The organism is Wolbachia endosymbiont of Armadillidium arcangelii (assembly GCF_040207875.1).
In the GTDB taxonomy this organism is placed as follows: Bacteria; Pseudomonadota; Alphaproteobacteria; order Rickettsiales; family Anaplasmataceae; genus Wolbachia.
This window is the reverse complement of sequence record NZ_CP157942.1, coordinates 1,299,154-1,325,005: the sequence shown is the minus strand read 5'-3', so window position 1 is coordinate 1,325,005 and position 25,852 is coordinate 1,299,154. Positions and strand designations below refer to the sequence as shown.

Annotated in this window: 23 protein-coding genes and 3 pseudogenes; 13 read left to right on the top strand and 13 right to left on the bottom strand. The window is 34.5% G+C overall.

All coding sequences use genetic code 11. The features are described from left to right. Positions 1 to 26: 26 nt before the first annotated feature. Together ABLO99_RS06750 and ABLO99_RS06745 are read left to right on the top strand one after the other, a co-directional pair. Positions 27 to 859 (top strand): IS5 family transposase gene (locus tag ABLO99_RS06750; protein ID WP_349967334.1). Its coding sequence is split into 2 segments (ribosomal slippage): positions 27 to 393 and positions 393 to 859, totalling 834 coding nucleotides; the frame shifts between segments, so codons are not numbered across the junction. An 86-nt stretch (positions 860 to 945) separates the two neighbouring features. Beyond that, positions 946 to 1,555, top strand: a pseudogene (locus ABLO99_RS06745) (transposase). A 224-nt stretch (positions 1,556 to 1,779) separates the two neighbouring features. On the opposite strand, the gene ABLO99_RS06740 reads toward ABLO99_RS06745, so the two are convergent. From ABLO99_RS06740 to ABLO99_RS06730, 3 genes are all read right to left on the bottom strand, one after another. Further along, positions 1,780 to 2,940, bottom strand: a complete 1,161-nt coding sequence (locus ABLO99_RS06740; protein ID WP_047759734.1) for a porin — start codon at positions 2,938 to 2,940, stop codon at positions 1,780 to 1,782. Positions 2,941 to 3,071: 131 nt separating this feature from the next. Continuing rightward, positions 3,072 to 3,239: a hypothetical protein gene (locus tag ABLO99_RS06735; protein ID WP_153295703.1), complete on the bottom strand. Its 168-nt coding sequence runs from the start codon at positions 3,237 to 3,239 to the stop codon at positions 3,072 to 3,074. Positions 3,240 to 3,275: 36 nt separating this feature from the next. After that, positions 3,276 to 4,202: a hypothetical protein gene (locus tag ABLO99_RS06730; protein WP_349967333.1), complete on the bottom strand. Its 927-nt coding sequence runs from the start codon at positions 4,200 to 4,202 to the stop codon at positions 3,276 to 3,278. 28 nt (positions 4,203 to 4,230) lie between these two features. Between ABLO99_RS06730 and ABLO99_RS06725 the strand changes: the two are divergent. The 4 genes and pseudogenes from ABLO99_RS06725 to lpdA form a co-directional block, all read left to right on the top strand. Beyond that, positions 4,231 to 4,995: pseudogene (locus ABLO99_RS06725) on the top strand (IS630 family transposase); the annotation flags it as partial. 66 nt (positions 4,996 to 5,061) lie between these two features. After that, positions 5,062 to 5,529 (top strand): annotated as a pseudogene (locus ABLO99_RS06720) (helix-turn-helix domain-containing protein); the annotation flags it as partial. 242 nt (positions 5,530 to 5,771) lie between these two features. After that, complete coding sequence (locus tag ABLO99_RS06715) at positions 5,772 to 7,049, top strand: IS4-like element ISWpi18 family transposase (RefSeq protein ID WP_349966866.1); 1,278 nt, start codon at positions 5,772 to 5,774, stop codon at positions 7,047 to 7,049. A 1,037-nt stretch (positions 7,050 to 8,086) separates the two neighbouring features. Continuing rightward, the gene (gene lpdA / locus ABLO99_RS06710) at positions 8,087 to 9,472 is read left to right on the top strand and encodes a dihydrolipoyl dehydrogenase (protein ID WP_349967331.1); all 1,386 of its coding nucleotides are present in this window, start codon (positions 8,087 to 8,089) and stop codon (positions 9,470 to 9,472) included. A gap of 1 nt (position 9,473) precedes the next feature. On the opposite strand, the gene ABLO99_RS06705 is transcribed toward lpdA, so the two are convergent. Continuing rightward, on the bottom strand, positions 9,474 to 9,836 hold the full coding sequence (locus tag ABLO99_RS06705) for a hypothetical protein (protein ID WP_349967329.1): 363 nt from the start codon (positions 9,834 to 9,836) through the stop codon (positions 9,474 to 9,476). Positions 9,837 to 9,909: 73 nt separating this feature from the next. Here ABLO99_RS06705 and murG point away from each other — a divergent pair, with 73 nt between their 5' ends. From murG to ABLO99_RS06675, 5 genes are all read left to right on the top strand, one after another. Further along, positions 9,910 to 10,938, top strand: a complete 1,029-nt coding sequence (gene murG, locus ABLO99_RS06700; RefSeq protein ID WP_047759262.1) for an undecaprenyldiphospho-muramoylpentapeptide beta-N-acetylglucosaminyltransferase — start codon at positions 9,910 to 9,912, stop codon at positions 10,936 to 10,938. Between the two features lie 106 nt (positions 10,939 to 11,044). Beyond that, positions 11,045 to 11,242 carry a hypothetical protein gene (locus tag ABLO99_RS06695; RefSeq protein WP_047759263.1) on the top strand — a complete coding sequence of 66 codons (198 nt, stop codon included), beginning with the start codon at positions 11,045 to 11,047 and terminating at the stop codon, positions 11,240 to 11,242. Positions 11,243 to 12,201: 959 nt separating this feature from the next. Then, a complete protein-coding gene (locus ABLO99_RS06685; RefSeq protein ID WP_349967327.1) occupies positions 12,202 to 12,447 on the top strand; it encodes a hypothetical protein in 246 nt (81 codons plus the stop codon). Positions 12,448 to 13,038: 591 nt separating this feature from the next. Continuing rightward, entirely contained in the window at positions 13,039 to 13,191 is a 153-nt protein-coding gene (locus ABLO99_RS06680) for a hypothetical protein (RefSeq protein ID WP_153295518.1), read from the top strand. Between the two features lie 449 nt (positions 13,192 to 13,640). Further along, positions 13,641 to 13,883 carry a transposase gene (locus ABLO99_RS06675; RefSeq protein ID WP_047759204.1) on the top strand — a complete coding sequence of 81 codons (243 nt, stop codon included), beginning with the start codon at positions 13,641 to 13,643 and terminating at the stop codon, positions 13,881 to 13,883. A gap of 95 nt (positions 13,884 to 13,978) precedes the next feature. Here the strand turns inward: ABLO99_RS06675 and pnp are convergent, their stop codons facing one another. The 7 genes from pnp to ABLO99_RS06640 form a co-directional block, all read right to left on the bottom strand. Further along, positions 13,979 to 16,255 (bottom strand): polyribonucleotide nucleotidyltransferase, encoded by a 2,277-nt coding sequence (gene pnp / locus ABLO99_RS06670; RefSeq protein ID WP_349967326.1) that lies wholly within the window; start codon positions 16,253 to 16,255, stop codon positions 13,979 to 13,981. A gap of 14 nt (positions 16,256 to 16,269) precedes the next feature. Continuing rightward, entirely contained in the window at positions 16,270 to 16,542 is a 273-nt protein-coding gene (rpsO, locus tag ABLO99_RS06665; RefSeq protein ID WP_047759207.1) for a 30S ribosomal protein S15, read from the bottom strand. A gap of 7 nt (positions 16,543 to 16,549) precedes the next feature. Beyond that, positions 16,550 to 16,741 (bottom strand): hypothetical protein, encoded by a 192-nt coding sequence (locus tag ABLO99_RS06660; RefSeq protein WP_410543668.1) that lies wholly within the window; start codon positions 16,739 to 16,741, stop codon positions 16,550 to 16,552. Positions 16,742 to 16,872: 131 nt separating this feature from the next. Then, the gene (locus ABLO99_RS06655; protein WP_349967325.1) at positions 16,873 to 17,040 is read right to left on the bottom strand and encodes a hypothetical protein; all 168 of its coding nucleotides are present in this window, start codon (positions 17,038 to 17,040) and stop codon (positions 16,873 to 16,875) included. A 325-nt stretch (positions 17,041 to 17,365) separates the two neighbouring features. Next, positions 17,366 to 17,707: a transposase gene (locus ABLO99_RS06650; protein WP_349967324.1), complete on the bottom strand. Its 342-nt coding sequence runs from the start codon at positions 17,705 to 17,707 to the stop codon at positions 17,366 to 17,368. Positions 17,708 to 17,986: 279 nt separating this feature from the next. Further along, the gene (locus ABLO99_RS06645; RefSeq protein ID WP_047758869.1) at positions 17,987 to 18,223 is read right to left on the bottom strand and encodes a hypothetical protein; all 237 of its coding nucleotides are present in this window, start codon (positions 18,221 to 18,223) and stop codon (positions 17,987 to 17,989) included. A gap of 507 nt (positions 18,224 to 18,730) precedes the next feature. Then, a complete protein-coding gene (locus ABLO99_RS06640) occupies positions 18,731 to 18,889 on the bottom strand; it encodes a hypothetical protein (RefSeq protein ID WP_238580353.1) in 159 nt (52 codons plus the stop codon). A gap of 356 nt (positions 18,890 to 19,245) precedes the next feature. Between ABLO99_RS06640 and ABLO99_RS06635 the strand changes: the two genes are divergently transcribed. Further along, positions 19,246 to 21,489 carry a hypothetical protein gene (locus tag ABLO99_RS06635; RefSeq protein ID WP_349967322.1) on the top strand — a complete coding sequence of 748 codons (2,244 nt, stop codon included), beginning with the start codon at positions 19,246 to 19,248 and terminating at the stop codon, positions 21,487 to 21,489. Between the two features lie 79 nt (positions 21,490 to 21,568). Continuing rightward, a complete protein-coding gene (topA, locus tag ABLO99_RS06630) occupies positions 21,569 to 24,019 on the top strand; it encodes a type I DNA topoisomerase (RefSeq protein ID WP_349967319.1) in 2,451 nt (816 codons plus the stop codon). A gap of 181 nt (positions 24,020 to 24,200) precedes the next feature. Here topA and ABLO99_RS06625 read toward each other — a convergent pair whose 3' ends face one another. After that, entirely contained in the window at positions 24,201 to 25,034 is an 834-nt protein-coding gene (locus tag ABLO99_RS06625) for a P44/Msp2 family outer membrane protein (RefSeq protein ID WP_349967317.1), read from the bottom strand. A 181-nt stretch (positions 25,035 to 25,215) separates the two neighbouring features. Beyond that, positions 25,216 to 25,647, bottom strand: coding sequence for a group II intron maturase-specific domain-containing protein (locus ABLO99_RS06620; protein ID WP_161794178.1), 432 nt, complete (start codon positions 25,645 to 25,647; stop codon positions 25,216 to 25,218). Positions 25,648 to 25,852: the final 205 nt, after the last annotated feature.

The following is a 25,852-nucleotide window of genomic DNA, read 5'->3' as shown; positions in this document are numbered from 1 at the left end:
ATAAAGGCAGAATATTGAGGTAAGAGATGAGGAAAAAATATCCAACAGATTTAAGTAAAAGGGAATGGTCCCGAATAGAAAAACACTTCAGGGTATCGTATAAGAAAGGAGGAAGGCCGCCAAAATACAGTAAGTGTGAGATACTGAATGCAATTCTTTATGTACTGCGCACAGGATGTCAATGGCGCAATTTACCACACGATTTTCCGTTGTGGAAGGCTGTGCATGAACAGTTTAGAAGATGGAAAAAGCAGAGGATTTTTGAGAAAGTGAACTATGATATCACTAAATATAGTAGGTCAAAAATGGGAAGAAGTGAGGAGCCAAGCGCATGCATAGTGGATAGTCAATCGGTAAAAATCACGGAAAAAGGGGGGTCAAAGGTTATGATGGTGCAAAAAAAGTAAATGGGAGAAAAAGACATATAATCACAGATACTCAAGGATTTGTGCTTGGTTGCTATGTAGGAGCTGCAAGCGAAAATGACAGAGATGGGGTGAAGATGGTATTGGACGATATGAAAGAAAAATACAGCAATATTAAGAAAATGTGGGCTGATATGGGGTACCAAGGAAAAGATTTAAAAACCCATATAGAGGAAGAACATGGGATAGATATTGAAATTGTGAAAAGACCTCCATGTAGGTTTTGGGTGCATAAAGATACACCACCAGAACTATTGCCACAACGGGATCCTGGATTTGCAGTACAACCGAGAAGGTGGGTGGTAGAGAGGACTTTTGCTTGGATCAATAGAAATAGAAGGCTATCAAAGGAGTACGATTTACTTACAACATCTACTGAAAGTTTCATATATCTGGCTATGAGTAAAGTTATGTTAAGTAGGGAATATGCTTGAATTTAATGGTTTGTGGACAACCTCTAAGAGATTATCTTGAAAGTAGGATAAGGTATAGTATAAGAAATGTAAAAGTGAGGTAAGAAATGAGAAAAAAGTATCCAACAGATCTAAGTGAAAGGCCGAATAGAAAAATATTTCAGAGTATGATACAAGAAAGGAGGAAGACCGCCAAAGTATAGTAAAAGAGAAATATTAGAGGCAATTTTCTATGTATTGCGTACAGGATGCCAATGGCGGGAATGCTATGGAAGACTGTGTATGAGCAGTTTAGGCAATGGAAAAAGCAGGAAATTTTTGAGAAAATGAATTGCCAAATATAGCAGGAGAAAAATAGGAAGAAATGAGAAGCCAAGCGCTTGACAGTCAATCTGTGAAAACTACAGAAAAAGGGGGGTCAAAGGTTATGATGGAAATAAAAAAGTAAAAGGTAGAAAAAGGCATATAAAGAAAGAATATGACATAGATATTAAAATTGTTAAAAGACCTCCATGTAGATTTTGGGTACATAACGCTTGAGCTGCTGCCAGCGAGAGAACGGGGATTTTAAGTACAGCCAAGAAGGTGGGTTGTAGAAAGGACTTTTGCTTGAGGAATAGAAGGCTATCAAAGGAATATGATTTGCTTACAACATCTACTGAAAATTTCATATGCCTTGCTATGAATAGGGTTATGTTAACGAGGAAATATGCCTAAGTTTTCTAGTTTCAGGACAACCCTAACTTTCGGCGTCGTCATATCTTAAATTTGTTGATATTTACTACATTAACAGACCGAAGGTTTTAGTCCATATCTTTTTATTGAAAATCTTATGTAATAGTTATTTTTATCATACCAAATAGCGCATATATTAATAACTCGATTTTATTCTCATTGCTTAATATATACCACATTACAACACTTACACACCGGTTATTTCATTAAAAACTTAGCTTCAGCCCAGCCAAGAGCACATACCCGGAGTTATTACTTTCGATTTCAGGTTCTTTGGTACTAAATTTTACAATATCGAAGTAGTATGAAGTACCAATAGCTAATGGATATTCAAGACTGAAAGCCTGTGATGTTAATTCGTTTGTACCTTTACCTGCAATATCTCTAACACTATTAAAATATGTTAAGCTCAATTTACGAGAATCGGAGTGGTAAGCAACACCTGCATTTACATAATACATATTATTTGTTTCAGGACTACGCTTCTCACCAGATTTACCGCCATTACCGTACGAAAAAATGCAATCAAGTTCAAAAAGTTTTAGCTTCAAGCCAAAATTCCAGTGTAGTAATTGATTACGGCATTTATAATTTTCAGAAGTTCCATCTGTGCAATCAGTTAAATTTTCCCTTGCAAATTCACCAGTTAAAGCAGTAGTAAAATTTATTTCATCTGATAAGCCATTTTTATAGGAAAGACCAGCGGCTATTAGATTATTATATTGTAAATTATTTTTTCCTGGAACATAACTGAATCCAAGTTGAAAGTTATAGATTTCAGGAGAAATATAGTTTATTGTTGGTTGTTTTAACTTCAGTTCTAATCCATTATAGTCGCTGTAAATATTGGGTTTTACCCAAAATACCTTGTCCTTGTCATACCCAGGATCAGCATCTCTTTTTTCACTACCGTGCAAATTTGCATAGTTTGTCCAATGACCATTTATTCCTCCAGCAGCTGTATAAATTTTTGAAGTGTTAATTAACATACTCTGACTAACTAAACTTCCTTTACCATATTCAACTGATCCAAACTCTTGATTCTTTATGATAAAATACCACTTTTCCATTTCTAACTTTTCTATGTCTAATGCTTTTAGGTTTGCAATACTAGAAACTCCTGCCTTAACATTAAACCCCATTTGCGTATTTAGATAAAGTTGCTGCAAATAAAGAAAGCGCAGATCTGAATAGCTTGAGGTCTTGTCTTTGGCAGAGCTAAAAGAATCTCTATTGAAAGCGTAGCCAAATCTTAAATCTATTTTTCCATCTAGTTCTGCATAAAATATCTCCTTATCTAGAATTACCCTAGCGTTAGCACTCCCTACCACGAATAATAATGAAAATAGTGTGATCAGTAACCTCATAGGCAAGCTTAAATTTTTAATATAAGCTTAATAGAAATAAAAAACAACCCATATAGGCAATTTCCACAAGAATATGCTAAAACTTAAATAAAATAAACACAAAAATTAAATAGGTAGATAAACAAAGTGCTCTAGTCCCTTTGTGCACTTTGCTCATCAAAGACTCTATTTGTTTCTAAATTGCCTTGAATACTAGTGCTAGGTTTATTTTCTTGCTCTTTCTTATATAATGACCACCCATATAGTCCAATTGCTGCAGATATAACAAGCGCTGCTAAAAATATATATGTTTGTGTCACGAATGCTAATACTATAATAAAAGCCAAAAGATACTGTTATAGCAAAACACACAGTTGATCTATTACATTGAATATTTTGCATTTTATGCTGAGGTGATTTTTGTCCTTTATTTTGTGCTCTATTAGACTGAAGTGATCTTTGCTCCTCATTGCGTACTCTGTCAGATTGCACACTTTTTCCCCTGTAACACTTTTATCTAGCACCTTTAATGCTCCGCTAAACATTAACACAGTTTCTCCTAATGTTTTTCTAGTAAGATTTTCCTCTACTGCAATATTACCGCTTGCAGATAATGCACCATTACCAACATATCCAACTCCCTCACCCATTATAGTTTCTGCAAACTTCCCTCTTGTTAACGCTCTACTTAGTGCACTAAGATCACCATAATTAACAGCAATACTTTTAACATCACTTTTGCTTATCAGCTCATTTAATTCTTGATTCTTTCCAGCACTGACAAATGTTCCACAAAATCCTGAATATTTTTTATCATCTTGTTCTATTTCCTTAGCAGCTTCTATTGCTGCGTTGACAAAAATCCTTTTTGCTTCTTTTTTGCCACTTTCACTAAAACGATCAAAAAAAGCATTAGGTACTACAAGGCTTAATCCTTCTTTATGTTTAGCAGCCATTAAGGCATTCAGTTTAATTATACCTTTAAATTTATCTTTAAGCTGAGGTTTTCTGTCACTTATTAATTCCTTACCTTGAACAAAATACTCACAATCTAAACTATTTCCTCCTTTTAACTTAGGAAAAGTAGTATAATGAACAACGCTCTTTATAGAGTCCTTCAGCAGTTCTCCTGAAGAATCTAAATATTGTACTACTTCGGCTCTTATAACTATATAAGAAGATTTTTGCTCTAGCTCTTTCCTATAATCTGCAAAACTCTTACATTTATACCAATGCCCATTAAGGAGAGAGCGGATAGACAATAAAGAGAAAAAAAAGTCCATACTGAAACAAGTAAAATAGCGGGGTAAAATAGGATTAAGATCAAAACTATTAGATGAACAAGTGGTGGAATCGGCAAGAAAAATGCCGAAAAAAGTAAGAAACAATGCATAAAAAAACTAAATGCTGTAATTGCTAGCAAAAAAGCATAGCATAACGGCTGTAGCAAAGATATGCTGCATTTCAAGAAACGCAGTAACTTCATGACTTAAAATTTGGAAGAGAAGAAAAACTATTTGCTCCTGCTCAATGCTGTAAAAAAACTAGATTGAATCATAGCCAACTTGAGCAAGTTGAAGTATGGATAGAAGAAAATCCTAATATTACTATTAAAGAAATGAGAATAAAGATTCAGAAAAAATTTGGTCTGAATGTCAGTAAGTCTACAGTGCACCGTAATATATGAAATTTTCATATATTACACCAACACAATGTGCAAGATAAAAGAAAACAAGAGGAATTCAAAAAAAAATCTCAATGAAGTTATTGGCAAGTATCTTGGAAAAGAGCTGTTTTTCTTTGATGAATCGCGGTTTGGCACACATTCGAAAGTCGGACGTGGTTGGTTTAAAAAGGGCATCAGGACAAAGGTTAAAATAAAATTAGGTAGACAAAATTTTTATCTCTACAGTGCAGTTAATCCTAAAAATGGAGAGAACTCTAGCTTATTTGCACCGAATGTCAACACTGAATGTATTTCTTAAGCAGATGTCCCAATATTTAGGAACAAGAGAGGCTTTTTTAGTTATGGATTGTGCTAGTTGGCATAAGTCAAAAAATTTAAAGGTGCCTAAAATGTATTAAACAAGACTTACTTTAAAAAAGTAAGTTATAAAATAATAAAAGAAAGGAGTGTTAGATATGAGAAATAAAAATACTAAAACCAAAGTTAGAGAACTAGCAAAGCAATTAGGTAACGTATCACAAGCGTGTAAAGTATTCGCGTGATACATTTTATCGATTTAAGGAGTTATATGAAAATGGGGGAGAAACATGAAATAAGTAAGAAAAAACCCCTATTAGCAAACGGAGTTTCCGAAGATATAGAAAGGGCAGATAGCTACAGAATTTCCAGCATATGGACAACAAAGAGCTGCAAATAAGCTGAGAAAAAGGGATTTCCGAAGGTGGCGTAAGATCTGTATGGCTAAGAAACGACATTGAAACATTTAAAAAAAGACTTAAAGCCCTTGAAGCAAAGGTTGTACAAGACAGTATAATTTTAACTGAAGAGCAACTTGCAGCATTGGAAAAAGTTAAAGAGCAAAGAGAAGCTCACGGTGAAATTGAAACACAGGTTATTTACGATCTCAAGATACTTATTACGTAGAAGGGCGTTGTAATGGGGAGTGTTAAATAAACTGTGTCAAACTGCATTTTTAATTCAACTCAATTTTCAATCTATTGGGAAAGAAAATGTCGAGCTGAGATATAGTCAATGCCCAATCATGTACAGGCATAGTCCATTTCCACTGCCATTAAGTTAAGGGAAAGTGATGGACTGTATTGTAAAATCAGGTAAGATCCACAAATTAAAAGAAGTAATGACATGAGTAAAAAAAAGAATAATCATGTTTATAAAAAATAAATTGATGAGTTTAAACTTTATAAACGCACACAGAGCATCCTCAAAAGACTTCTCACGAAAAAGAAAGCTGCCCTTCATTAATGTATTTCTCCTGATTTTTAGAAAGAGTGTAAAGTCATTACAAGTAATGCTTAATGAGTTTGTTCTGCATACAAGAAAAGATTACACAATTACGGCAAGTGCATTTACTCAAGCAAGAAAGAAGCTAAAGCATACTGCGTTTTCAGAGTTAAATGATGATATAGTTTCCCTATACTACCAAGATCAGGAATTTAAAACCCACCATGGCTTCAGAGTACTTGCATTTGATGCTTCAATACTGATTCTGCCAAAGAGCGACAAAATAATAGGCGAGTTTGGCTCAAGAGCAGTATGGAATGGAATCCAGAGATTTGAAGACTATACAAGTGCAACCTTTGAAGTTTGCTACGATGTGCTAAATAATATTGCAATAAAATCTGTGCTAAGTAGAGGTGACAGCTATGAGGTTGATTTAGCGATCGGTATGCTTGAATCCATAAAATCAGACGATTTGTTAATCTGTGATAGAGGATACGTATCTTATCGATTTCTTGCTGAGCTTACAGGAAGGAAAATCAATTATATAATTCGCTGTCCAAGTTCGTCTTTCAATGAAATAAACGCTATGTTTAAGCCGGAAAGCCCATCTAGTATGGTGGTAGTGTCTACCGCACCTATTAAAGTAGCAAGACAGCTACGAAAGCTAGGATTACCTGATGAGATGAAATTCAGGTTAGTCAAAATAATACTTTCTTCTGGAGAAGTTGAAGTGTTAGTAACATCTCTGTTAGATGAGCAAAGTTTTACAGTCGAAGAGTTTGAGAGATTATATTACTTGCGCTGGGGAGTAGAAACATTTTTTTCTAGGCTGAAGGGAAGATTAAATTTAGAGAATTTCACAGGAAAAAGTATTGAAACTATCAAGCAGGATTTTTGGTCAACTATCTTCATCAGTAATCTAGAAAGTATCATGATAGAAGATGATGAAGAGACGTTGAGCGCACAGAATAGTAAACTAAAAAAAAGCATCAATAAATCTGTCTCATTTAATGCGATTAAAAACTTAGCCTTTGATATTTTTTCTACAGAGTCAGACATAGACTGCATTATGGATCGACTATCACAGTTATTTTTGATGAACACTTTAGTGGTAAGAAAAGGGAGAAGAGTTGATCGTCATAAGATATCTGATATTCGTTCACTCAACTACCAGAAAAGAGCTAGAAAACATGTGTTTTAAATTCAAGATATCTTTTCAGTATCATTGCATTAGTACATTCTTTGCAAAATAACCTGCAATTATTACTTTTTTAAATAACTTGCACTTTTCAGACTCCCTTTTCTTAAAAATTCACCCTAGTATTTACCATAATTATCAATCACTTCAAATTTTTTGTCCAATCTTAACTTCTCTTTCCCTTAACTTAATGGCAGTGATCTCTCGAATATCCCATACGCCTGTGATACATTCCCTAATTGTTTTGCAAGTTCTCTAACTTTGGTTTTAATATTTTTTCTTCTCATATCTGACACTCCTTTATAATTTGTTTATATTTTTATCTTACTTTATTAGCCTGTCAGATTAAGTCTAGACTATTACATGTAAAGATTATCGGAGAGCCACGTGATATGGAAACAGTCATGCGTGGTTCGGAAAGGGGTTGTTGGAAAAGTGCTTAACAGTAACTCGTTGGCTACCTACTCTACTTTCCGTACAGTTCTGCAAGAGACTGGTTGGGGAAGTTCCACCGGTCTACTCTCCTCGTCATAAAGTGAATCAGCTTCACACGCTACCATTTTCGGTCTCTTTTAGCTATAAATATTAAGAAATTTACTAAGTAAAAAAAGGCAAAAGAACCCCCAGTCATTGTTTATTTTCAGTATCGGCGCTTTTTAGTCTTAAACACTGCAATTAATCTAAGTTACAAATGTTTAAGAAATTTACCAATAGAAGAAAAAGATAAGGAATCCCCGCAGTAGCTTACTCTTTATTTTAAAACTTGACGTTGGGTGATGTCTTAAACAGCCCGTTTCAGCTTGTATAGGGAAAAATCCGGAAATTTTATAAAGACATATCATGCACATAGTGCAAAAATAGTACGCCAAATACAAGTCTTCTTGTCGTTTTAATCTGCACAGATTGGGAAGTTAAATAATATAGCTTCAATATTATAATAAGGGAATTGGCAAGATTTGTCAAGTTGCTTCTATGTACCTGAGTATTGATCATACTGGTTCCATCTGTTATATATAGTCTTTTGAACACGAAGAAAACTGATGAATAAGTATGATATTACAGTTATAGGTAGCGGTCCTGGTGGTTATATAGCAGCAATTAGAGCGGCGCAGCTTGGATTTAAAACTGCAATTGTTGAAAAGGAAGTAAATTTAGGCGGTATATGCTTAAATTGGGGATGTATACCAACAAAATCGCTACTTAGAGCATCTGAAATTTATAGATTAATAAGAAGATCAGACGAATTTGGTATAAAAGTAAAAAATGCAAGTTTTGATATACAATCGATAGTGAAATATTCAAGAAACGTTGTTGGTAAGCTATCAAATGGCGTTGAGTATTTGATGAAAAAAAATAACATCAAAGTTCATCAAGGCTTCGGTAAACTTACAGGTAACCATACTGTAAAAATTCTTAATGATAAGAAGGAGGAGGAAATTTCTTCCAAGCATATCATTTTAGCAACAGGCGTGAGGGCACGAAATCTTCCTGAAATAGAAGCAGATGGAGATTTAATATGGAATGCGCAGCACGCTATGACTCCAAAGAAGTTACCAAAATCTCTACTAATCATAGGTTCTGGTGCGATAGGGATAGAATTTGCAAGTTTTTATAGTACTTTGGGAGTTGATGTAGCAGTTATAGAGATAAAAGACACTATTTTGCCACTGGAAGATAGGGAGATTTCAAGCTTAGCACGAAAAATATTTACAGATCAGGGAATAAAAATATATACAAGCAGCAGTGTAAAAACTTTTACTAAAAATAAAGACTCTGTTCAAGTGCAACTGAGTAGCAGTGAAAGCAAAGAATTTGATAGAATGATTGTTGCAATTGGTGTTCAAGCAAATACTGAAAATATAGGCTTAGAAAACACAAAAATTAAGTTGAGTCTTTCTGGTTTTATTGAAGCGAATGAGTGGTATGAAACAAATGAGCCGAACGTGTATGCAATAGGTGATGTCGCTGGTCCGCCATGTTTAGCGCATAAAGCAAGTCATGAAGCTGTAATCTGCATTGAGAAGATTGCTGGTAAAAATGTCCATGTGTTAAAAAAAGAGTGCATACCAAATTGCACTTATTCCCATCCACAAATAGCAAGTGTTGGCTTGACTGAAGAACAGGCAAGAAAAAATGGATATGATATAAAAGTAGGGAAATTTCACTCCAAATTTAATGGTAAGTCTATTGCACTAGGTGAAACTGAAGGGTTAGTGAAAACGATTATAGATAAAAAAACAGGCGAGCTTCTTGGAGCTCACATGATAGGAGCAGAAGTAACAGAGTTAATTAGCAATTTTGCTCTCGCAAAGCAACTAGAGGGAACAGACTGTGACATGAAATCTACGATTTTTCCTCATCCAACCATTTCAGAGATGATACACGAATCAGTACTTGCTGCAGATGGTGAATCGCTGAATAGTTGAATTAACGTTCTATCGTTTTGGAGTTGTCAATGTTGTGCTGTGCTGCAATTTGAGTACCAGCGTCAGATTTCTGTAACCTTTCTTTTAACCCTTCAGCTGCTTCTTTCACTTCAAGCTTTTTTTCCTTATTAAGATCCTCTGGGCTTTTTCTTTTACTATCTAAACCTTGTTGTCTATCAATGTTTTTATTGAGTTGTTCTTGCTGAGGTAGATCAACAACTGAGTTAAAAAGAGCTTTTATAATGCTTTTTAACAATCTTATAAAACCTCCGCTTCTGCCCTCTCTTTGTTTTTGAGGGTTGTTTTTCATGTTAGATTCTTTTTTACTGTTACTACCTTTAGGCATTTTTAACTCAACTATCATAAAGCTTAATAAAATTTTACATGCAAATTATTAAAAAGTGATTAACAATCTATTATCAAATTGCTACTTACAGATGAATATTATTCTAGCAACAGGCGGTACAGGCGGACACATTTTTCCAGCTATAACTTTAGCAAAAGCACTAAAGACACAAGGATACAATTGTATATTATTCACTGACCAAAAAATCATCAATGTAGAAGGTTATATTTTACCATTGTGCAAGCCAAGTGGCAACAAATTGAAGTTTCTCTTTTTGTTAATGTATAGTTGTGCACTAGCAATATATAAAATCAGAAAATTGAAACCAAAACTAGTCATTGGTTTTGGTAGCTATGCTTCTTTTCCAACTCTTCTTGCAGCAAAGATTCTTTCTATACCTATAATTTTACATGAACAAAATACAGTTTTAGGGAGGGTAAATAGATTCTTTTTCAAGAGTGCAAAATTAATTGCAACTAGCTTTCCAGAGACTAAGTATGCAGAAGGTAGTAAATGCGTTTTTACAGGAAATTTTGTCGATATAGAAGCACAAGACTATTCTAGTACTGAAACAGTCTTAAACGTGTTAATAATAGCAGGCAGTCAAGGTGCAAATTTTTTTGATAATGTAGTGAGCAGCGTAATTTGTAATTTGCCTATTAAAGTGAAAAAGAAGATTAGAATAATACAGCAATGCACAAAGAAAAATATGAACAAAGTCAAGAGTCTATACAAAAGTGAAGAGATTGATTGTGAGTTAAGTGAATTTTTCGATGATATGGAGAATAGACTGGCCAATGCTCATTTGGTAATTAGCAGAGCAGGAGCAACCTCGATAGCCGAGATTACTCTTGCTAAACGTGCTGCTATATACATTCCCTATCCTCACTCAAAAGATAACCATCAATTTTATAACGCAAAGCATATTGAAAATTCGGGAGCAGCTGTAACGGTTGAGCAAAATAGTAAAACAGAAAAAAATCTTATAGAGCTACTAATCAATTTGCTTCTTAATCCCAAAAAATTGCTTAACATAGCAAACAACACCAAAAAAACAGGAATAAAGAGTGGTACTATTGAGATTTTACATCAAATTCGTAAATTAGGCTTGGTAGATTGATAAGTTATTTCTGAAAGGCACGTATTAATTGTAATAGTTTAGACTTAATCTGACAGGGAAACAAAGTAAGATAAAAATATAAACAAATTATAAAGGAGTGTCAGATATGAGAAGAAAAAATACTAAAACCAAAGTTGGAGAACTTGCAAAGCAATTAGGAAATGTATCACAGGCGTATGGGATATTCAAGAGGAGATACATTTGCCGCTTCAAAGAACTGCATGAAACAGGAGGAGAAGAGGCATTACACGAGCATTATATGCAAATAGAGTATCAGAGAATTGACCTTACCCAGAAAAAGTAGAGAGGAAGTAAAGAAGTTTTTGCTATGAAAATAAAAAGTTCAGGAATGCAATGTAGAATGTCTACGCTGTTTATTATAAAAAATTTCTATATATTCAAATATTGCGGTGTTGTGCAGAGTATTGTGAAGTATCAATGAGTATGAGTGAACTAAAAAAGCTCTCTGAAACAGCATTATCATAACAACAACCTTTGTCTAGAAATAATACTTTTTGTACTCAGTAAAAATTGATAATTTTTAGAGGTGTATTGTGATCCTTGATCGCTATAAGCAGATTTGCGCAATAGCCATATCTATGCCTATCAACTAAATCTATTATTGCCAACCATCCTTGATTGGTTTTTATGTACGTAAACCCATATCTTGTTTAGTTGATCAGTGGTGAAATTCTGATTCAATATGTTATTTGTAGTTTTAAACCTTCATCTAAGCTTAGCTTGAATGCCATTTTTCTGCATAACATTGTTTTGATTTTACCTAAAGCCTTTAATTCAGTTTAGGAGCTCCGTACCTGCATTGTGATGCTTTTCTTTGTATGAGCTCTTCTCTTATTGTTTTTTTCTGAGTAATCCATCTATACAAGCAGATACGTTCAAAAACCTTCATAATTCCCGTGTTTTATAGCAGTTTTCATGTTCTTTTATAAAAACTCTTTTTGGTTTGCAAAATATCCCAGGGCTTTTTTTAAAATGTCTCTTTCTCTCGTTGCCAGCTCTTTCTTTAAATCAAACTTTTCTTTGTCACAAGTTCCTTTTCCTGGGTTCCAGACATTGTATGTTTTTACCCACCTGCTTAGCCGCTAATACCCAAATCTCTTCCTATTTTTGCTGATGATTGACCTGTTTCTTTTTCCAGTCTTCATTTTTGCATTCTGCTGTATGTTCTCTTCTTTTTGTCATATCACACCTCTTTGAAAAAACTTCTTAACTTCCTCTCTACTTTTTCTGGGTAAGGTTAGTTTGTCACCAAAGATACCACTTATTACACACTTTGGTACTGTATCACTAAAATGGAATAAATGGGTCGGTGTAAATGATAACGTTATACCAACATGGAATAAGCGTAGTGAAGTAATACAAAGACTACTAGCGCAAACTTGTGAATTATGTAAATCACAAGAGCAAATTGAGGTACGTAAACTTACTGATCTGCGAAGTAAAAATAATACTAAACTACCTGAATGGAAGAAAAGAATGATTGAATGACAGAGGAAAACTCTTGTTGTTTGTCATGAATGCCATAAGAAAATCCAATATGGTAAATGTGATGGTGATTCCTTAAAATGTAAAGATTATCGGAGAGCCACGTGATACGGATGCGTGGTTCGGAGAGGGGTTGTTGGAAAAGTGCTTAGTAGTAACTCGCTGGCTACCTACTCTACGCAAGCACGGTTCTTGTGGGGGAGTCATAAAAATAAAACTCAAACAAGGTGGATAGGACTATGACTTCTACCAAACAAAAAACAAAAAAAAGCAAATTATAGGTAATGAATCCTAACTCAGCGGGAATAGACATCATAAGTGTTGAAAGTATAACAAGTGGTATCATATAGCTAACTTAAAAGAGGTTTCCCCAAAGGGATAATAAAGGCATAGTAAGGCTTTAAGGTAATATAAATGATTGTATATTAAATCAAAGCCGCAAGGCTATAATGAGCAAGCTGTCAATTGGATTGATTGATAGAAATCGTAGGCATCTCAGTACACTCCTAGCTTTAAAAAATGGAGTACGAACGGTAGAAAAACAATCCTGTACAGCATTTACATTATTATTTGATTATATTTATAGGTACAAAAATGGCTATTTTTGATGTTTCAAAAGAAACACTTGATATCTCAATCGATAATAAACATCAGCGTATAGAAAATGTAGAAAGAGCTATATCTGAGTTTATAAAGTCAAAAATAGTTAACGTACTTATTAGGTTATGTGTAAACAGGTGGTTATGAAAAATTTGTCATAAAGTTGTTGCGGGAACATAACATAGCTGTTCACAGAGCTCACCCAAATCGGGTTTGCAAAGGTCTGCAACCACTTTGCAAAAACAGATAAATTAGATGCAAAATTACTAGAAAAATATGCTGAATTTATCACAAAAAATGACGAGGTAATAGAATACATAGTTTCACAAAAGCAAGAAGAACTAAAAGAGCAGTTGAGCGCAATCTAAACGATATGCAAATAAGTGCCGTTTTCAACAGGAAAAGCCAGAAAATATATAGAAAGACAGATAGAATTTGCAAAAGAGCAAGTTAGGAAAGATATAGAAGAACTCTGATCCTAATTTGAAGGAAAAAAGCAAACTGCTAACTAGCTATAAAGGTGTTGACCGCAAGTATCCTACTCATAGAGGTACCTGAACTTGGTAGGTTAGATAATAAGGAAATAGCTTGTTTAGTTGCCAAAAACCAACGAAATCGGAAGGAAAATAAGCAAAGCTCAAATCATAGGTGGCAGATTTTATGCTCGAAAAGCATTATACATGTCTGCTGTGGTTGCAATGCATCATAATAAAAAAATGAAAGTATTTTACCAGCGTTTAGTTGACTCTGGCAAAGCCGCTAAAGTTGCTGTAATGAGAAAAATCATCATTTGTTTAAATGCTATGATAAAAAATAATAATTTTTATCTTGATGTTTAAGACGGTAGATGCCAGTGTCACACACTGGCATCCTACAGATAATGTTTGTACGATTGTGTGTCTAGACACTGGGATGATAGAAAGTAATTCCACTCTCAATAGAAACCTGATGATGAATCATTATTACCAAATTTTGGCCTATTTCTATTATTAAAACCAGAGCGAGGACGAGTAGGTCTATTATTCTGATAATTAGCTCCAGGTTTTTTATTAAACGAACTATTATAATAATTATCCCTATTATTTAAACCATCTTTCCTTTCTTCATTGTAAAGCTTACCTTCAAAAAATTCACCTGTTTCTTGATCGACACGACGTCTTGACAATTTTGGGCACCCACCCTTTTCAAAATCAATTATCAAAGCTTTGAAGGTATCACCCTGTTTAAGTATGTCCTCAATAGACTCTACATGTTGATTAGCTACTTCGCTTATATGCATTTTTCCTTTCCTTCCATTAGGAAGCTCAAGCTCTACAATAGACTTCTCTATATTTATAACCTTAGCATCAACTATAGTACCTGGCTCTGGTTCTGTTATTGAATCAATCATCATATTCTTTGCAATTTCAGCTTCAGTATTACTCATGGCAAAAACAGAAACTTTACCGTCATCTCCTATTTCAATTTTTGCATTACTTCTTTCACATACACTGCGTATATTTTTTCCTTTAGCACCAATAGCTGCAGGAATTTTATCTTTACCTATATAAAATGATACCACTCTTGGTGCATGATCTTTTATATCCTTACAATGTTCTGAAATTACTGCATTCATTTTTTCTAAGATATGTAACCTTCCAGCTTTTGCTTGTTCTAAAGATTTTTCAACAATTTCAAAGCTTATACCAGAAATTTTCATATCCATCTGCAGCGCCGTAACCCCTTCACTAGTTCCTGCTACTTTAAAATCCATGTCGCCAAGATAATCTTCATCACCTAGTATATCAGAAAGTATTACACATTCGTTTTCGTCTTTGATGAGGCCCATAGCAATTCCAGCAACAGGAGCCTTTATTGGTACACCCGTATCCATTAATGCAAGGGAGGTTCCACAAACTGTTGCCATGGAAGAAGAACCATCAGATTCCATAATTTCAGATACTACTCTTATTGTATAAGGGAATTCAGATTTATCAGGTAAAACAGGATGAATTGCTTTCCAAGCAAGTTTACCATGACCGATTTCTCTCCTTCCTGGTGCACGTATAGCAGAAGCCTCTCCAACAGCAAATGGAGGGAAATTATAATGCAGCATGAAATGCTCACGTCTATCTCCTTCAATATCATCCACAATTTGCTCATCTTGTGTAGTACCAAGAGCAGTAACAACTAGCGCCTGAGTATTACCCCTTGTAAACAGCGCAGAACCGTGAGTCTTGGATAGAATGTCAACCTCAACTTCTATCTGGCGTATTTCATCATACTTACGACCGTCTATTCTTATACTTTTCTTTCTAATCATTTCACGCACTAAAGATCTTTCAAAGTTTTTTACTGCATAAGTAATTAACTTTTCGTCTTTTCCAGCCTCTTTAAGAGTATTTAATATATTATTTCTGACCGCTTCTAGAGCTTGAACTCGCTCTTGTTTTACTGTTTTTAAATATGCTTTTTCAAAATCTTTGCCATATTTTTCAAGTTCTTGAGTTACATCTGATATATCAACAGGAACAAAGCTTTCAGGTTTATTACCGACTGTATCAGCAAATTCTTTTATAAGCTTAATGATAGGTTGAAGATGTTCATGACCAAATTTTATTGCACTCAGAACATTTTCTTCAGAGAGCTCTTTGACTTCCGACTCGACCATTAAAATCGAATTTTCATCACCAGACAAAAACAAATCCAAGTTGCTTGCTTTCATCTCTTGAACGGAAGGATTGAGTATATAATTGTTGTTTTCATCGCAACCAACCATAACTCCAGCTATAGTAAAGTGAAGAGGAACACCGGAAATTGCAAGAGCTGCGACAGTACCTATCAATGCTGGTACTTCAGGAGAATTGACTGTATCGTAAGTTAATAAATTACATACTACACTAATTTCATCGTGAAAACCTTCTGGGAATAGTGGTCTTACACTTCTGTCTATTACTCTTGAAATTAAGGTTTCTCTATCAGACGGTTTTCCTTCTCTTTTAAAAAAACCACCAGGAATCTTACCCATGGCATAACTTTTTGCAATAAACTGCACATTTAAAGGAAGAAAATCAACACTTTCTTCCTTTTTTTTATGCACAACAGTTACTAAAATAGAAGTATCACCGTAATTTACAACTACTGAACCATCAGCTTGACGTGCTATTTTTCCAGTTTCTAAAGATAAGGTACGTCCACCCCAATCTGTAGATTTTTTTATAATTTCAAACATACAAAATTCCTCGATTATTTTCTAATGCCTAACTTCTCTATTAATTCTTGATAGGCTTCATTACCAAATTTACGCTTTATATAATTTAAGTGCTTGCGCCTTTTACCTATCAATATAAGTAAACCGCGCTTAGAGTGATGGTCATGCTTATGCACTTTAAAGTGCTCAGTTAAATTACTGATCCTCTCGGTTAAAATTGCACATTGTACAAAAGATGAACCTGTATCATCTTCTTTAATTGCATATATACTGATCAAATTTTTTTTCTTTTGGGATGTTATTGACATCTAAACCTCATTTCAAAATATTAAAAACACGAATAGGCTTCACATAACCATGAGTAAAACTGCAAATTGCAATAGGTACATCACCCACTATCGTACAAAAAATATCATAATTCTTTAAATTACGCAAGTTATTTAATATAACTTCTTGACCTTTTCTGATTTTCTCCGCTTCCTCTAAGGAAATTTCAACTTTGAACATCGATTTTAAAGCCGATTCAATGGGGATGATGAAACTTTTGTATTACTTCCTGTATCTTCTGTCATTCCAGTGCGTGACACTGGGATGGTTTTGTTGCATAGCACTTCATGTGGTGGTGGTTTACGACAAATTCATGTAACTATTTCAAATTTAGCCATGCCAATATCAGTAAATTTATTGAGTAAGTAACATTTTATTAGCAACTCTTTTTCTCGATTTACTTCAGATCTATTTCTAAACAAATATTTGCTTGAAAAAAATCCTTCAATATATGACCTTTTTCCATAAACCACTTCCACTCTTTCACACCGTCTTTACCACATAATCTAATGGCAGCATTCCTTTCAGCCATATAATCCAATTTTGTATGCTCCACTGCACGATTTTTCGGTAAAATTTTTGTCTTTATATCATATACAATTTATAAAGCTTGCGCCTATCATAGGCTCTGTCTGCATATAATGCTTTTATAGCATACTGAAATCAAGTCAGCAAGCACCGTAATGGTTGACCATTGCTATATTGTGCAGCTATAGCTTTTTTACTATTTATACTCAATATTACATCTTACCTGTTTATAACTGCGATACTTTCCTATTTTCCTTACTGTGACCAGGGGTATTATTATAAATTTGTGCTGTCTATTGCAATTTCAATATCTTCCATATTGTTTTTATCAACTCTGCAATCATTGATCTTAATATTGAGCTTTTTAAACCTTCTTGAAGCCTGCGAATAGCTAATGACTGCTAAGCCCTTTCCTACTTGCTGCAAATATCCTTTTATAAACCCTACCGTTTGTCTTAAGCCAATTCTAAAGAGACTAGCGACTATATGCACTAAAATCACAACTTTATTACTATAAATATAATTTCCACCTCGCATTTTGGGGCTATTTTCGTACCAATTTTCCATTAATAAAATGAAAAATATTTCCTCTTTCTTGGAGAAATTTGTTATATTCATAGCAGTTGCTGACCTTCATTTTAGTTGGCATATTTTTCTTTCGTAGGTTAAATGCCTGTTTTATAGTGAATTTCGTCAGTAACTGCCAGTTCTTTTCTCTTGAGTGATGCAACAAAGCCCACTGGGATCTAGGAAACTTAACTGCAAGTAATGCATTGGGTTTTGTGAATATGGGTTTTGCGTTATAGAATGAAACACTTTTGGTGAATTTGTCAAGAGAACTAGATCCCAGTGGGCTTTGTTGCATAGCACCTTAAGCAGTGATGGTTTACGACAAATTTATGTAATGATTTCAAATTTAGCCATACCAATACCAGTGAATTTGTTGAGCAAATAGCACTTAATTAGTAATTCTTTTTCACGATTTACTTCAGATTTATTCCTAAACAAATACTTGCTTGAGAAAAATCCTTCTATGTAAGATCTTTTCCCATAAATTGCTTCCTTTTTCCACTCTTTTACACCATCTTGTCCATATAATTTTATTAACCTAATAGCAGCATTTCTGTCAGACATATAATCTATTTTTGAATGTTCTGCTGCATCCTTTTTTGGTAGAACTTTTGTCTTTATATCATATACAATTTATAAAGTTTGTGCCTATCGTATGCCCTATCTGCATATAATGCTTTTATTTTGTGCTGAAAATTAACTTCTTCAAGCAAGCTCCATAGTGGTCAGAGTAGACGCCATTACTGTATCTTGCAGCTATAGCTTTTTTACTATTCACACTTAACATAACATGTAACTTTCTTACTTGCTCGTAGCTTCGGTACTTTCTATCTGCACTGTTTTCCTTACTGTGGCCAGGAGTGTTACTGTAAATTTGTGCTATCTATGATAATTTCAATATTTTCCATGTTGCTTTTATCAATCCTGCAATCATTTATCTTAATATTAAGTTTTTTTTGATGCTTGTGAATAGCTGCAAATTTTTTCCTATTTGTTGCAGATATCCTTTTACAAACCCTACCGTTTGTCTTAAGCCAATTCTAAAAAGATTAACGATTATATGCACCAAAATCACAACTTTATCACTATAAATATAGTTGCCGCCCTGCATTTTGGACTATTTTCATACCAATTTTCGATAGCTTCATCGATGTAACGAAAAATATTCCCCCTTTTTTCAAGGAATTTGTTATATTCGTTTTGGTTACTGACTTTCATTTTCTGTGGCATATTTTTTCTTCAACAGTTAAATGGCTGTTTTATAATGAATTTTGTCAGTAGCCACCAGATTTTTTCAGTTGCTATGCAACAAAGCCATTTCAGCGTCACGCGCTGGAATGACAGAAGAAGGTGCTGGGATGACATTATAAGGGCACTGGGATGACAAGAAGAGGGCACACTGCCGTCATAAAGGAACCAGTGTTAGCTACTTGGATGACAGAGAGTAATGCAAGAAAATAATTGGATTTTTTGTAATGCTACAGAGTCCAGTATTTTCTACAAACTTTCACGTAATTTGTTAGCAAAATTGACAGTTGCTGAGATACTGGGTAGAATGTTTACATAATAGTGTTGAGTGAGAAAAAATGGATTTTAATCAATATGTCAAAGACGATATCCTTGAAGTATCTTACTACTATTACCACACAAACATAACTATGAGTGAATACATAAGCGCACTGATAAGTTTCTTACAAAGTAACACACACATTACAAGGCTTAATTCAAATAGTAACAAAGTTGGTTATGAAGGCGCAATAGCTTTAGCTAAGCTCAAAAATCTTACTGAGCTTAGTTTACATTACGACAAAATTGGTGATGAAGGTGCAATAGCTTTAGCTGAATCTTTATGCCTAAAAAATGTTAGAATTTCTCTTAAAGAGAATTCCATTGGTAATAAGGGCATGAAAGCTCTAGCTGAATCTGAGAACCACCTTGAAATAGATGGTTATGTAGATAGCTACAGCCTTCTAGGTTTTTATGAGTATCTAAAAAGATCATGGTCTGAAGCAAGAGCAAAGTCTAACGGTAATGTTGGCAAGCTAGATGAAGACACTACAAAGAGCTTGTTCTTTGATCTTGTGCGACAAAATCATCACAGAGAGAGAATTGAGCTTCTGCTGAATGATTCTGATAAATATCCCTTTTTAATCAACTCAAAAGATAGTCAAGGGCACACGCTATCTCATTTTTATACTCATTCTCCTGAGATGCAAAAGTTTTTGTTTGAACATGGTATGATTCCTGAACAAGAAAGGAATCAAAGAGGAGATGATGCACGTATTGCACGAGATAGTCAATCTGTTCATGCAAGTCCAATAGTTAAACGGACAAATTTTTTTACTAGGAAGCTAGTTGAATCCATGGAAGCCAGTAAAGAACAGTTAGAGCGAGCAGCAGTTTCTTACGTAGGGAATATAGGACTACTTAAACAATATCAGAATGATCCCATTTACGTACAAAGTATAAGATTACTTAAAGGATATCAGAATCAGAATGATTCAATAAAACTGAGGCTTCTTAGTTTAACTGATAATGAAAAAAGAAGTGTGATGAAAGAAACATTACGTGAGACTGATCCTACACCAGGTGATGAAGAATTTATTAAGACTGTCATTGATAAAGCTGAGCAAGCACTAAAACGGCAGTATTTAAAAAAGAACTGCCACGGTGAATATGACGAGGGATATCCTACAAATAGGATGCAGTATGATTACGCAAGGGATGATGCAAAAATTACTATACCTGAATCTATAGGTTATATAAAACTACTTATTGATAATTTTTCTGTTCCACTGAAAGAGAAAAAAGAGTTGCTAGTTGCTCTTATGGAACAAAATCCAGATTTGGTAAAGAACAAATTATCTAAGGTAAAAGAAAAACTTGGAAATAGCGTAATCCTCGATAAAGAACAGTTTAATAAAACAGAACTACATGGATTATTAAATGGTATAGATGACGGTAAAGAAGTAGATAAGTTGTTTAAAGAAATCAGTGGCTTAGATATAGAAAAAGTCTGGAGAGAGCAAAAAGAGTTTGTTCTCCTAAAACAAATATATATAGCAGCAACAACTTATGGTGAAAATAGCAGTGCCTGCATCCAAGGCACATGGACCCAGATTATTAGTAGTATAGAAGAAATTAGCTCGGAAATCGTGAAACAATATGATTGCTATTTAGAAGAAGAACAAAAGCTGGAGGCACAAAAAGATGTTATTACGGAAGAGAACATTACACCATTTGTAGAAAATTTAGCTAAGAAATTAATTCAATATGTCGAAGACAATCCAGAGTCGAAAGAGGTTCTGCAAAATCACTTATTATACTTAGAACATATAGATGTTGATGATCCTGAGAAAGTTACGTTTGAACAACAAAAAATTTTAGCAAAGATTAACCAAGAATTCACTGCAAATATCACAAAACTCTTGGTTAATTATGGTAGAAGTATACCAAAAGAAGATGAATATAAAATTATAATTAAAGAATTATTTGAAACTGAGATAATGAAAGATTTTGCACTAGAAAAAGATGATCAACCACAAATACTTACACAGTCTAATATAAAAGACTTAAATCAACCAGCAAAACAATCTCAAAGTGTTTATAGAAAAATAGGTATTGGATGTGATGTGGTTATTGGAATAGCTGGAGTTGCTTTAGGAATAGCTATTGCAGTTCATTTGGAAATGTTAGCAGTGGGAATAGCAGTTGGAGCAATTTGTTGTCTGATTGCTGCTGCCATATATTATTGTAATCAGCCTTCAAAGTCACTTGAAAATAGCAACGTCCAAGGGTTTTCTGGAGAAGATCTACAACCCGGTTCGTAAAATTCACAAGACCTATTAAAATATTTTTTTACTTTTTATTCTATATATTTCAACATATTACCTTTAAGTACTAATAATTATGGCATTATTGATAGTTGAGTCGCCGGCAAAGGCAAAGACGATAGGTAAATATTTGAGTAAAGAGTTCAAAGTTGCTGCATCCTTTGGACATGTGAGAGATCTGCCAGTGAAGAACGGTTCTGTCGATCCGGATAATGATTTTGCCATAAAGTATGAGATTATTGAAAAAGCAGAAAAGCATGTAAAAGAGTTAGTCAAGGAAGCGAATAAAACATCGGATATATACCTTGCAACCGATCCAGATAGAGAAGGAGAAGCAATAGCTTGGAATGTGATAGAGGCGCTAAAGGAAAGGAAGGCTATCAATGATAAGAACAAAATTTACAGAGTGGTCTTTAACGAGATAACAAAAAGAGCCGTGCAAGAAGCTATAAAAAATCCACGCGAAATAAATATGGACTTAGTACATGCACAGCAAGCACGAAGAGCTTTGGATTACTTGGTTGGGTTTAATTTGTCACCACTTTTATGGACAAAGTTATCAGGAAGCAAGTCTGCAGGGCGAGTGCAATCTGTTGCACTTAAGCTTATATGCGAACGAGAAGATGAAATTAGTAAATTTATAACACAGGAGTATTGGAGCATAAAGGCAGAAATGCAAAATAGCAAAGATGAGGCTTTTTTTGCTATGCTAAGCCACTATGACAATAAAAAGCTAGAAAAATTTGATATTAAGAATGAAGAAGAAGCAAAGAACTTAGTCAGGGAGATTGAGTCAAGGCAGTATGCTGTAAGCACAGTAGAACGCAAGCAAGTTAAGAGAAACCCGCTTCCTCCATTTATTACTTCAAGCCTTCAGCAAGATGCAGTGAATAAACTGTATTTCAACGTGAAAAGTGTTATGCGCATAGCGCAAAATTTATATGAAGGTATCGATATTGGCGGTGAAACTGTAGGGTTGATAACTTACATGCGTACAGATGGGTTTCATATTGCAGATGAGGCTATAAACTCAATTAGAGGGTCAATTAAGTCATTATATGGTGATAAATATTTACCGCAGTCTCCTCGTAAATATGTAAAAAAGGTCAAAAATGCTCAAGAAGCACATGAAGCAATTCGTCCAACTGATATCAATAGAACGCCGGGTAGTATTAAGGATTACTTAACACCAGAGCAATTTAAATTGTACGATTTAATCTGGAAAAGAACCATTGCAAGTCAAATGGAATCGGCGATTCTTGATCAAGTGGTAGTTGAAATTAGTTCTACTGATCAGAAAGTGATTCTGCGAGCAAGTGGATCAAGTATATTCTTTGATGGTTTTTATAAAGTCTATCAAGATAACATGGAAGCCGAAAATGAAGGCCTGCTACCTGCCATGAAGGAAGGGGAAGCGTGTAAGCTGATTTCAGTTGAGCCAAAACAGCATTTCACTCAACCGCCACCTCGTTATAGTGAAGCAAGTATTGTTAAAAAAATGGAAGAAATCGGTATAGGTCGCCCATCAACTTATGCAACAATTATTTCGGTATTACAAGATCGTGAATATGTTTCATTGGATAACAAAAGATTTATTCCAAGCAGCCGCGGTAAGATCGTGACTATATTTTTAGAAACTTTTTTTCAGCGTTGTGTAGAGTATGACTTTACAGCGCAAATGGAAGAAAGGCTTGATTCAATCTCAAATGGACATGCAGATTGGAAAAAAGAACTAGGCTATTTTTGGGTGCCATTTTTTAATCATGTAAATTCTGTTAAGCAAATGACACATGATGAGATTTTTAGTGGTATTACTGACTTAGTAGTTGATTGGTTTTGTTCAGAGAAAGGAAAAGAAGAAATAGGTAAAAAATGTCCTAATTGCTCTGGTGGTATATTGAAATTAAATTTTGGAAAAGCCGGTGTGTTTCTTGGATGTTCTAACTATCCTGCATGCAATCATACAAAAGAAATTACGGGCAGTAATGACAATTCAGAATATCCAAAAAGTTTGAGTATAGATGATGTGACAGGCCAAGAGGTAATGATCAAAAAAGGTCCTTTTGGACTTTATCTGGAGTTTAATAGTGAGTCAGAAAAGAAAAAAAAGATTTCTGTACCAAAAGATATAAATGTTAATGATATTGATCTAAATACCGCCACTCGATTACTTTCCCTTCCGAAAATAATCGGAGAACACCCAGAAACTGGAAAGGAAGTAAAAATAGGTCTTGGACGATTTGGGTACTATATTCTCTATGATGGTCGATACTTTTCTCTTAAAAAAAGCTCTAAGGAGGTATTAGACACACAATTAAACGAAGCTATACAAATTATTGAGAGCAGCCCACGCAAAGAGCTAAAATCTCTTGGTTTTAATGAAAAGGGAAAAGAAGTTTTTATCTGCAACGGTAGGTACGGATTCTATATAAAATGCGGTAAAACAAACGTTGCTTTGGGCAAAGATATAGATATTGAAAGTATAGATCTGAAAAAAGCCTTAGAGTTGATTAAGAATAAAAAGTAGACTTCTTGCATGATCATATGCTCTTTATTGTCGTTCCAGTGCGTGACGTTGGAACTTAGAAAGAAGAACCTGAGTGGCAGGAAAGAAGCCACTCGGGTGACGAGAACGCTGATTCTGCTACTAGTCAGCGGCCGTAGTAGTGTGACGCAGACGTGCTACCAAGAAAATGTCTCTATAAGAGTTAAGCTTTGCTGGCAAAATGGAAAGTAAGACCAGCTTCTATACCGTGTGTGTGAAAAAAGCTGTTCTGTATAGTAGTAGACATTTGATTATCACCTATTTGTTTACCCATTCCACCTTTTGGCTTATTTTGGCCATTATTAAGGTCGGGACCCCTTAAGGTTTCTGATTCGCACTCACTGCTACCAATAACACCAAAACCTCTATATCCGATATGCATATTTACATCTTCGTTTATGCGATAATCAAGGCCAGCTTTGAATTGACCTGCAGGTCTTATTGACGTTTTTTCAAACATCGTCATTCTTGTTCCACCAATTCCAATGCCAACGTAAGGAGAAAAAGAGAAACGTTCACTTTTCCAATGATGATAAACGTTTGCCATTATAGATGCGTTTTCAATTTGGTCATGATTAATAATTGATCCATATTTACCTTCACTTTCTATGTACGATATTGTCATTTGGCCGCTTGTTAAACCAATATTATCCACTTTTACAGAAGAATACATCCCTTCCAATTCAGCTCTATAGATATTATTACCCAGTTCTCCTGTGTAACCAAATGCTACACTTGCAGCAAAAGGTGGATTATAATCTCCTTTATACTTACTTAGTAGCTGACCTTTTGTGTCCTGAGAATTCCTATCATTTATAGACACCATATTAGCGCTTGTAGCATCTTGACCTCCAATTTTTGCTTTTAACTCACCAAAGTTCAAATATTGACCGTAATATCCACCACCAAAGTAAAACCCTTCTGCTTCACTTGCAAAGGATTGTTGTGACAACAATAAAGCAAGTGCTGTAACTGCTAACGTTTTTTTACTCATCATGACTACTCCTCTAGTTAAAATAGCTACTTTAATACTAATTAATTAAAAATGGTTTAATATGAAAAACTGACCTTACCCAGAAAAAGTAGAGAGGAAGTCAGGAGAGTAGACCAGGAGAACTTCCCTCCTGGCCCCTCGCAGAACCCTACGCGAGACTCTTGCCTCATAAGGCTCCCACTAGTCATTGCCCTAATCCTATACTTAATTTCCAGTGCACAAAAAGATTTGGTCTACTCTTTGCGATTCTTTCTAGTAACTTAGCTGCTTTGGTCTTATGCCTATTCAGCTTCTTGTACTTTGTCTGCAACCACTTTCTGAGTTTCCTATTAAACATTCTTATTATGCTATCTAGTGCAGTTATATGATGCTTCCCGTAATAGTTAAACCACCCTCTCAGGATTGGATTACATATTCGTGATATATCTTCTATTTCCAAGTTTGTTCTTCTAGCAAATTTCCAGCTTCTAATTTCTTTCTTCATCTTGTTCAGGCTTTCTTTACTTACAGTTGGAGTAAAACTTACAAACAGACTACTATCTTTTCTATTTCGTACAAGTCTTTTTCGAAATTCATATCCAAGAAATGTAAATGACACATTCTCATGATTATCCATTCGTTTTCCATCTTGACAGTAGATAATTTTGGTCTTTGTATGCTTTACTTCCAATTTGCAAATCTTCAGTCTCTGTTCAAGTTGAGTTAAAAATAGTTGTGCTTGGTACACAATGTATAACACCATCATCAGCATATCTTGCCCACTTTACACTTGGATATTCTCTTCTCATCCATGCATCAAAGCTGTAGTGCATGAATAGATT

What these genes read in the sequence shown, in the direction of transcription:
- ABLO99_RS06645 (WP_047758869.1), bottom strand. Translation starts at nt 18,223, where the DNA reads ATGTCTGACAGAAATGCTGCTATTAGGTTAATAAAATTATATGGACAA.
- ABLO99_RS06660 (WP_410543668.1), bottom strand. Translation starts at nt 16,741, where the DNA reads ATGTTCAAAGTTGAAATTTCCTTAGAGGAAGCGGAGAAAATCAGAAAA.
- lpdA (WP_349967331.1), top strand. Translation starts at nt 8,087, where the DNA reads ATGAATAAGTATGATATTACAGTTATAGGTAGCGGTCCTGGTGGTTAT.
- ABLO99_RS06740 (WP_047759734.1), bottom strand. Translation starts at nt 2,940, where the DNA reads ATGAGGTTACTGATCACACTATTTTCATTATTATTCGTGGTAGGGAGT.
- ABLO99_RS06715 (WP_349966866.1), top strand. Translation starts at nt 5,772, where the DNA reads ATGTTTATAAAAAATAAATTGATGAGTTTAAACTTTATAAACGCACAC.
- ABLO99_RS06730 (WP_349967333.1), bottom strand. Translation starts at nt 4,202, where the DNA reads ATGGACTTTTTTTTCTCTTTATTGTCTATCCGCTCTCTCCTTAATGGG.
- ABLO99_RS06635 (WP_349967322.1), top strand. Translation starts at nt 19,246, where the DNA reads ATGGATTTTAATCAATATGTCAAAGACGATATCCTTGAAGTATCTTAC.
- ABLO99_RS06625 (WP_349967317.1), bottom strand. Translation starts at nt 25,034, where the DNA reads ATGATGAGTAAAAAAACGTTAGCAGTTACAGCACTTGCTTTATTGTTG.
- murG (WP_047759262.1), top strand. Translation starts at nt 9,910, where the DNA reads ATGAATATTATTCTAGCAACAGGCGGTACAGGCGGACACATTTTTCCA.
- ABLO99_RS06695 (WP_047759263.1), top strand. Translation starts at nt 11,045, where the DNA reads ATGAGAAGAAAAAATACTAAAACCAAAGTTGGAGAACTTGCAAAGCAA.
- ABLO99_RS06650 (WP_349967324.1), bottom strand. Translation starts at nt 17,707, where the DNA reads ATGAATATAACAAATTTCTCCAAGAAAGAGGAAATATTTTTCATTTTA.
- ABLO99_RS06680 (WP_153295518.1), top strand. Translation starts at nt 13,039, where the DNA reads ATGGCTATTTTTGATGTTTCAAAAGAAACACTTGATATCTCAATCGAT.
- ABLO99_RS06620 (WP_161794178.1), bottom strand. Translation starts at nt 25,647, where the DNA reads ATGGATAATCATGAGAATGTGTCATTTACATTTCTTGGATATGAATTT.
- rpsO (WP_047759207.1), bottom strand. Translation starts at nt 16,542, where the DNA reads ATGTCAATAACATCCCAAAAGAAAAAAAATTTGATCAGTATATATGCA.
- pnp (WP_349967326.1), bottom strand. Translation starts at nt 16,255, where the DNA reads ATGTTTGAAATTATAAAAAAATCTACAGATTGGGGTGGACGTACCTTA.
- ABLO99_RS06640 (WP_238580353.1), bottom strand. Translation starts at nt 18,889, where the DNA reads ATGCCACAGAAAATGAAAGTCAGTAACCAAAACGAATATAACAAATTC.
- topA (WP_349967319.1), top strand. Translation starts at nt 21,569, where the DNA reads ATGGCATTATTGATAGTTGAGTCGCCGGCAAAGGCAAAGACGATAGGT.
- ABLO99_RS06705 (WP_349967329.1), bottom strand. Translation starts at nt 9,836, where the DNA reads ATGATAGTTGAGTTAAAAATGCCTAAAGGTAGTAACAGTAAAAAAGAA.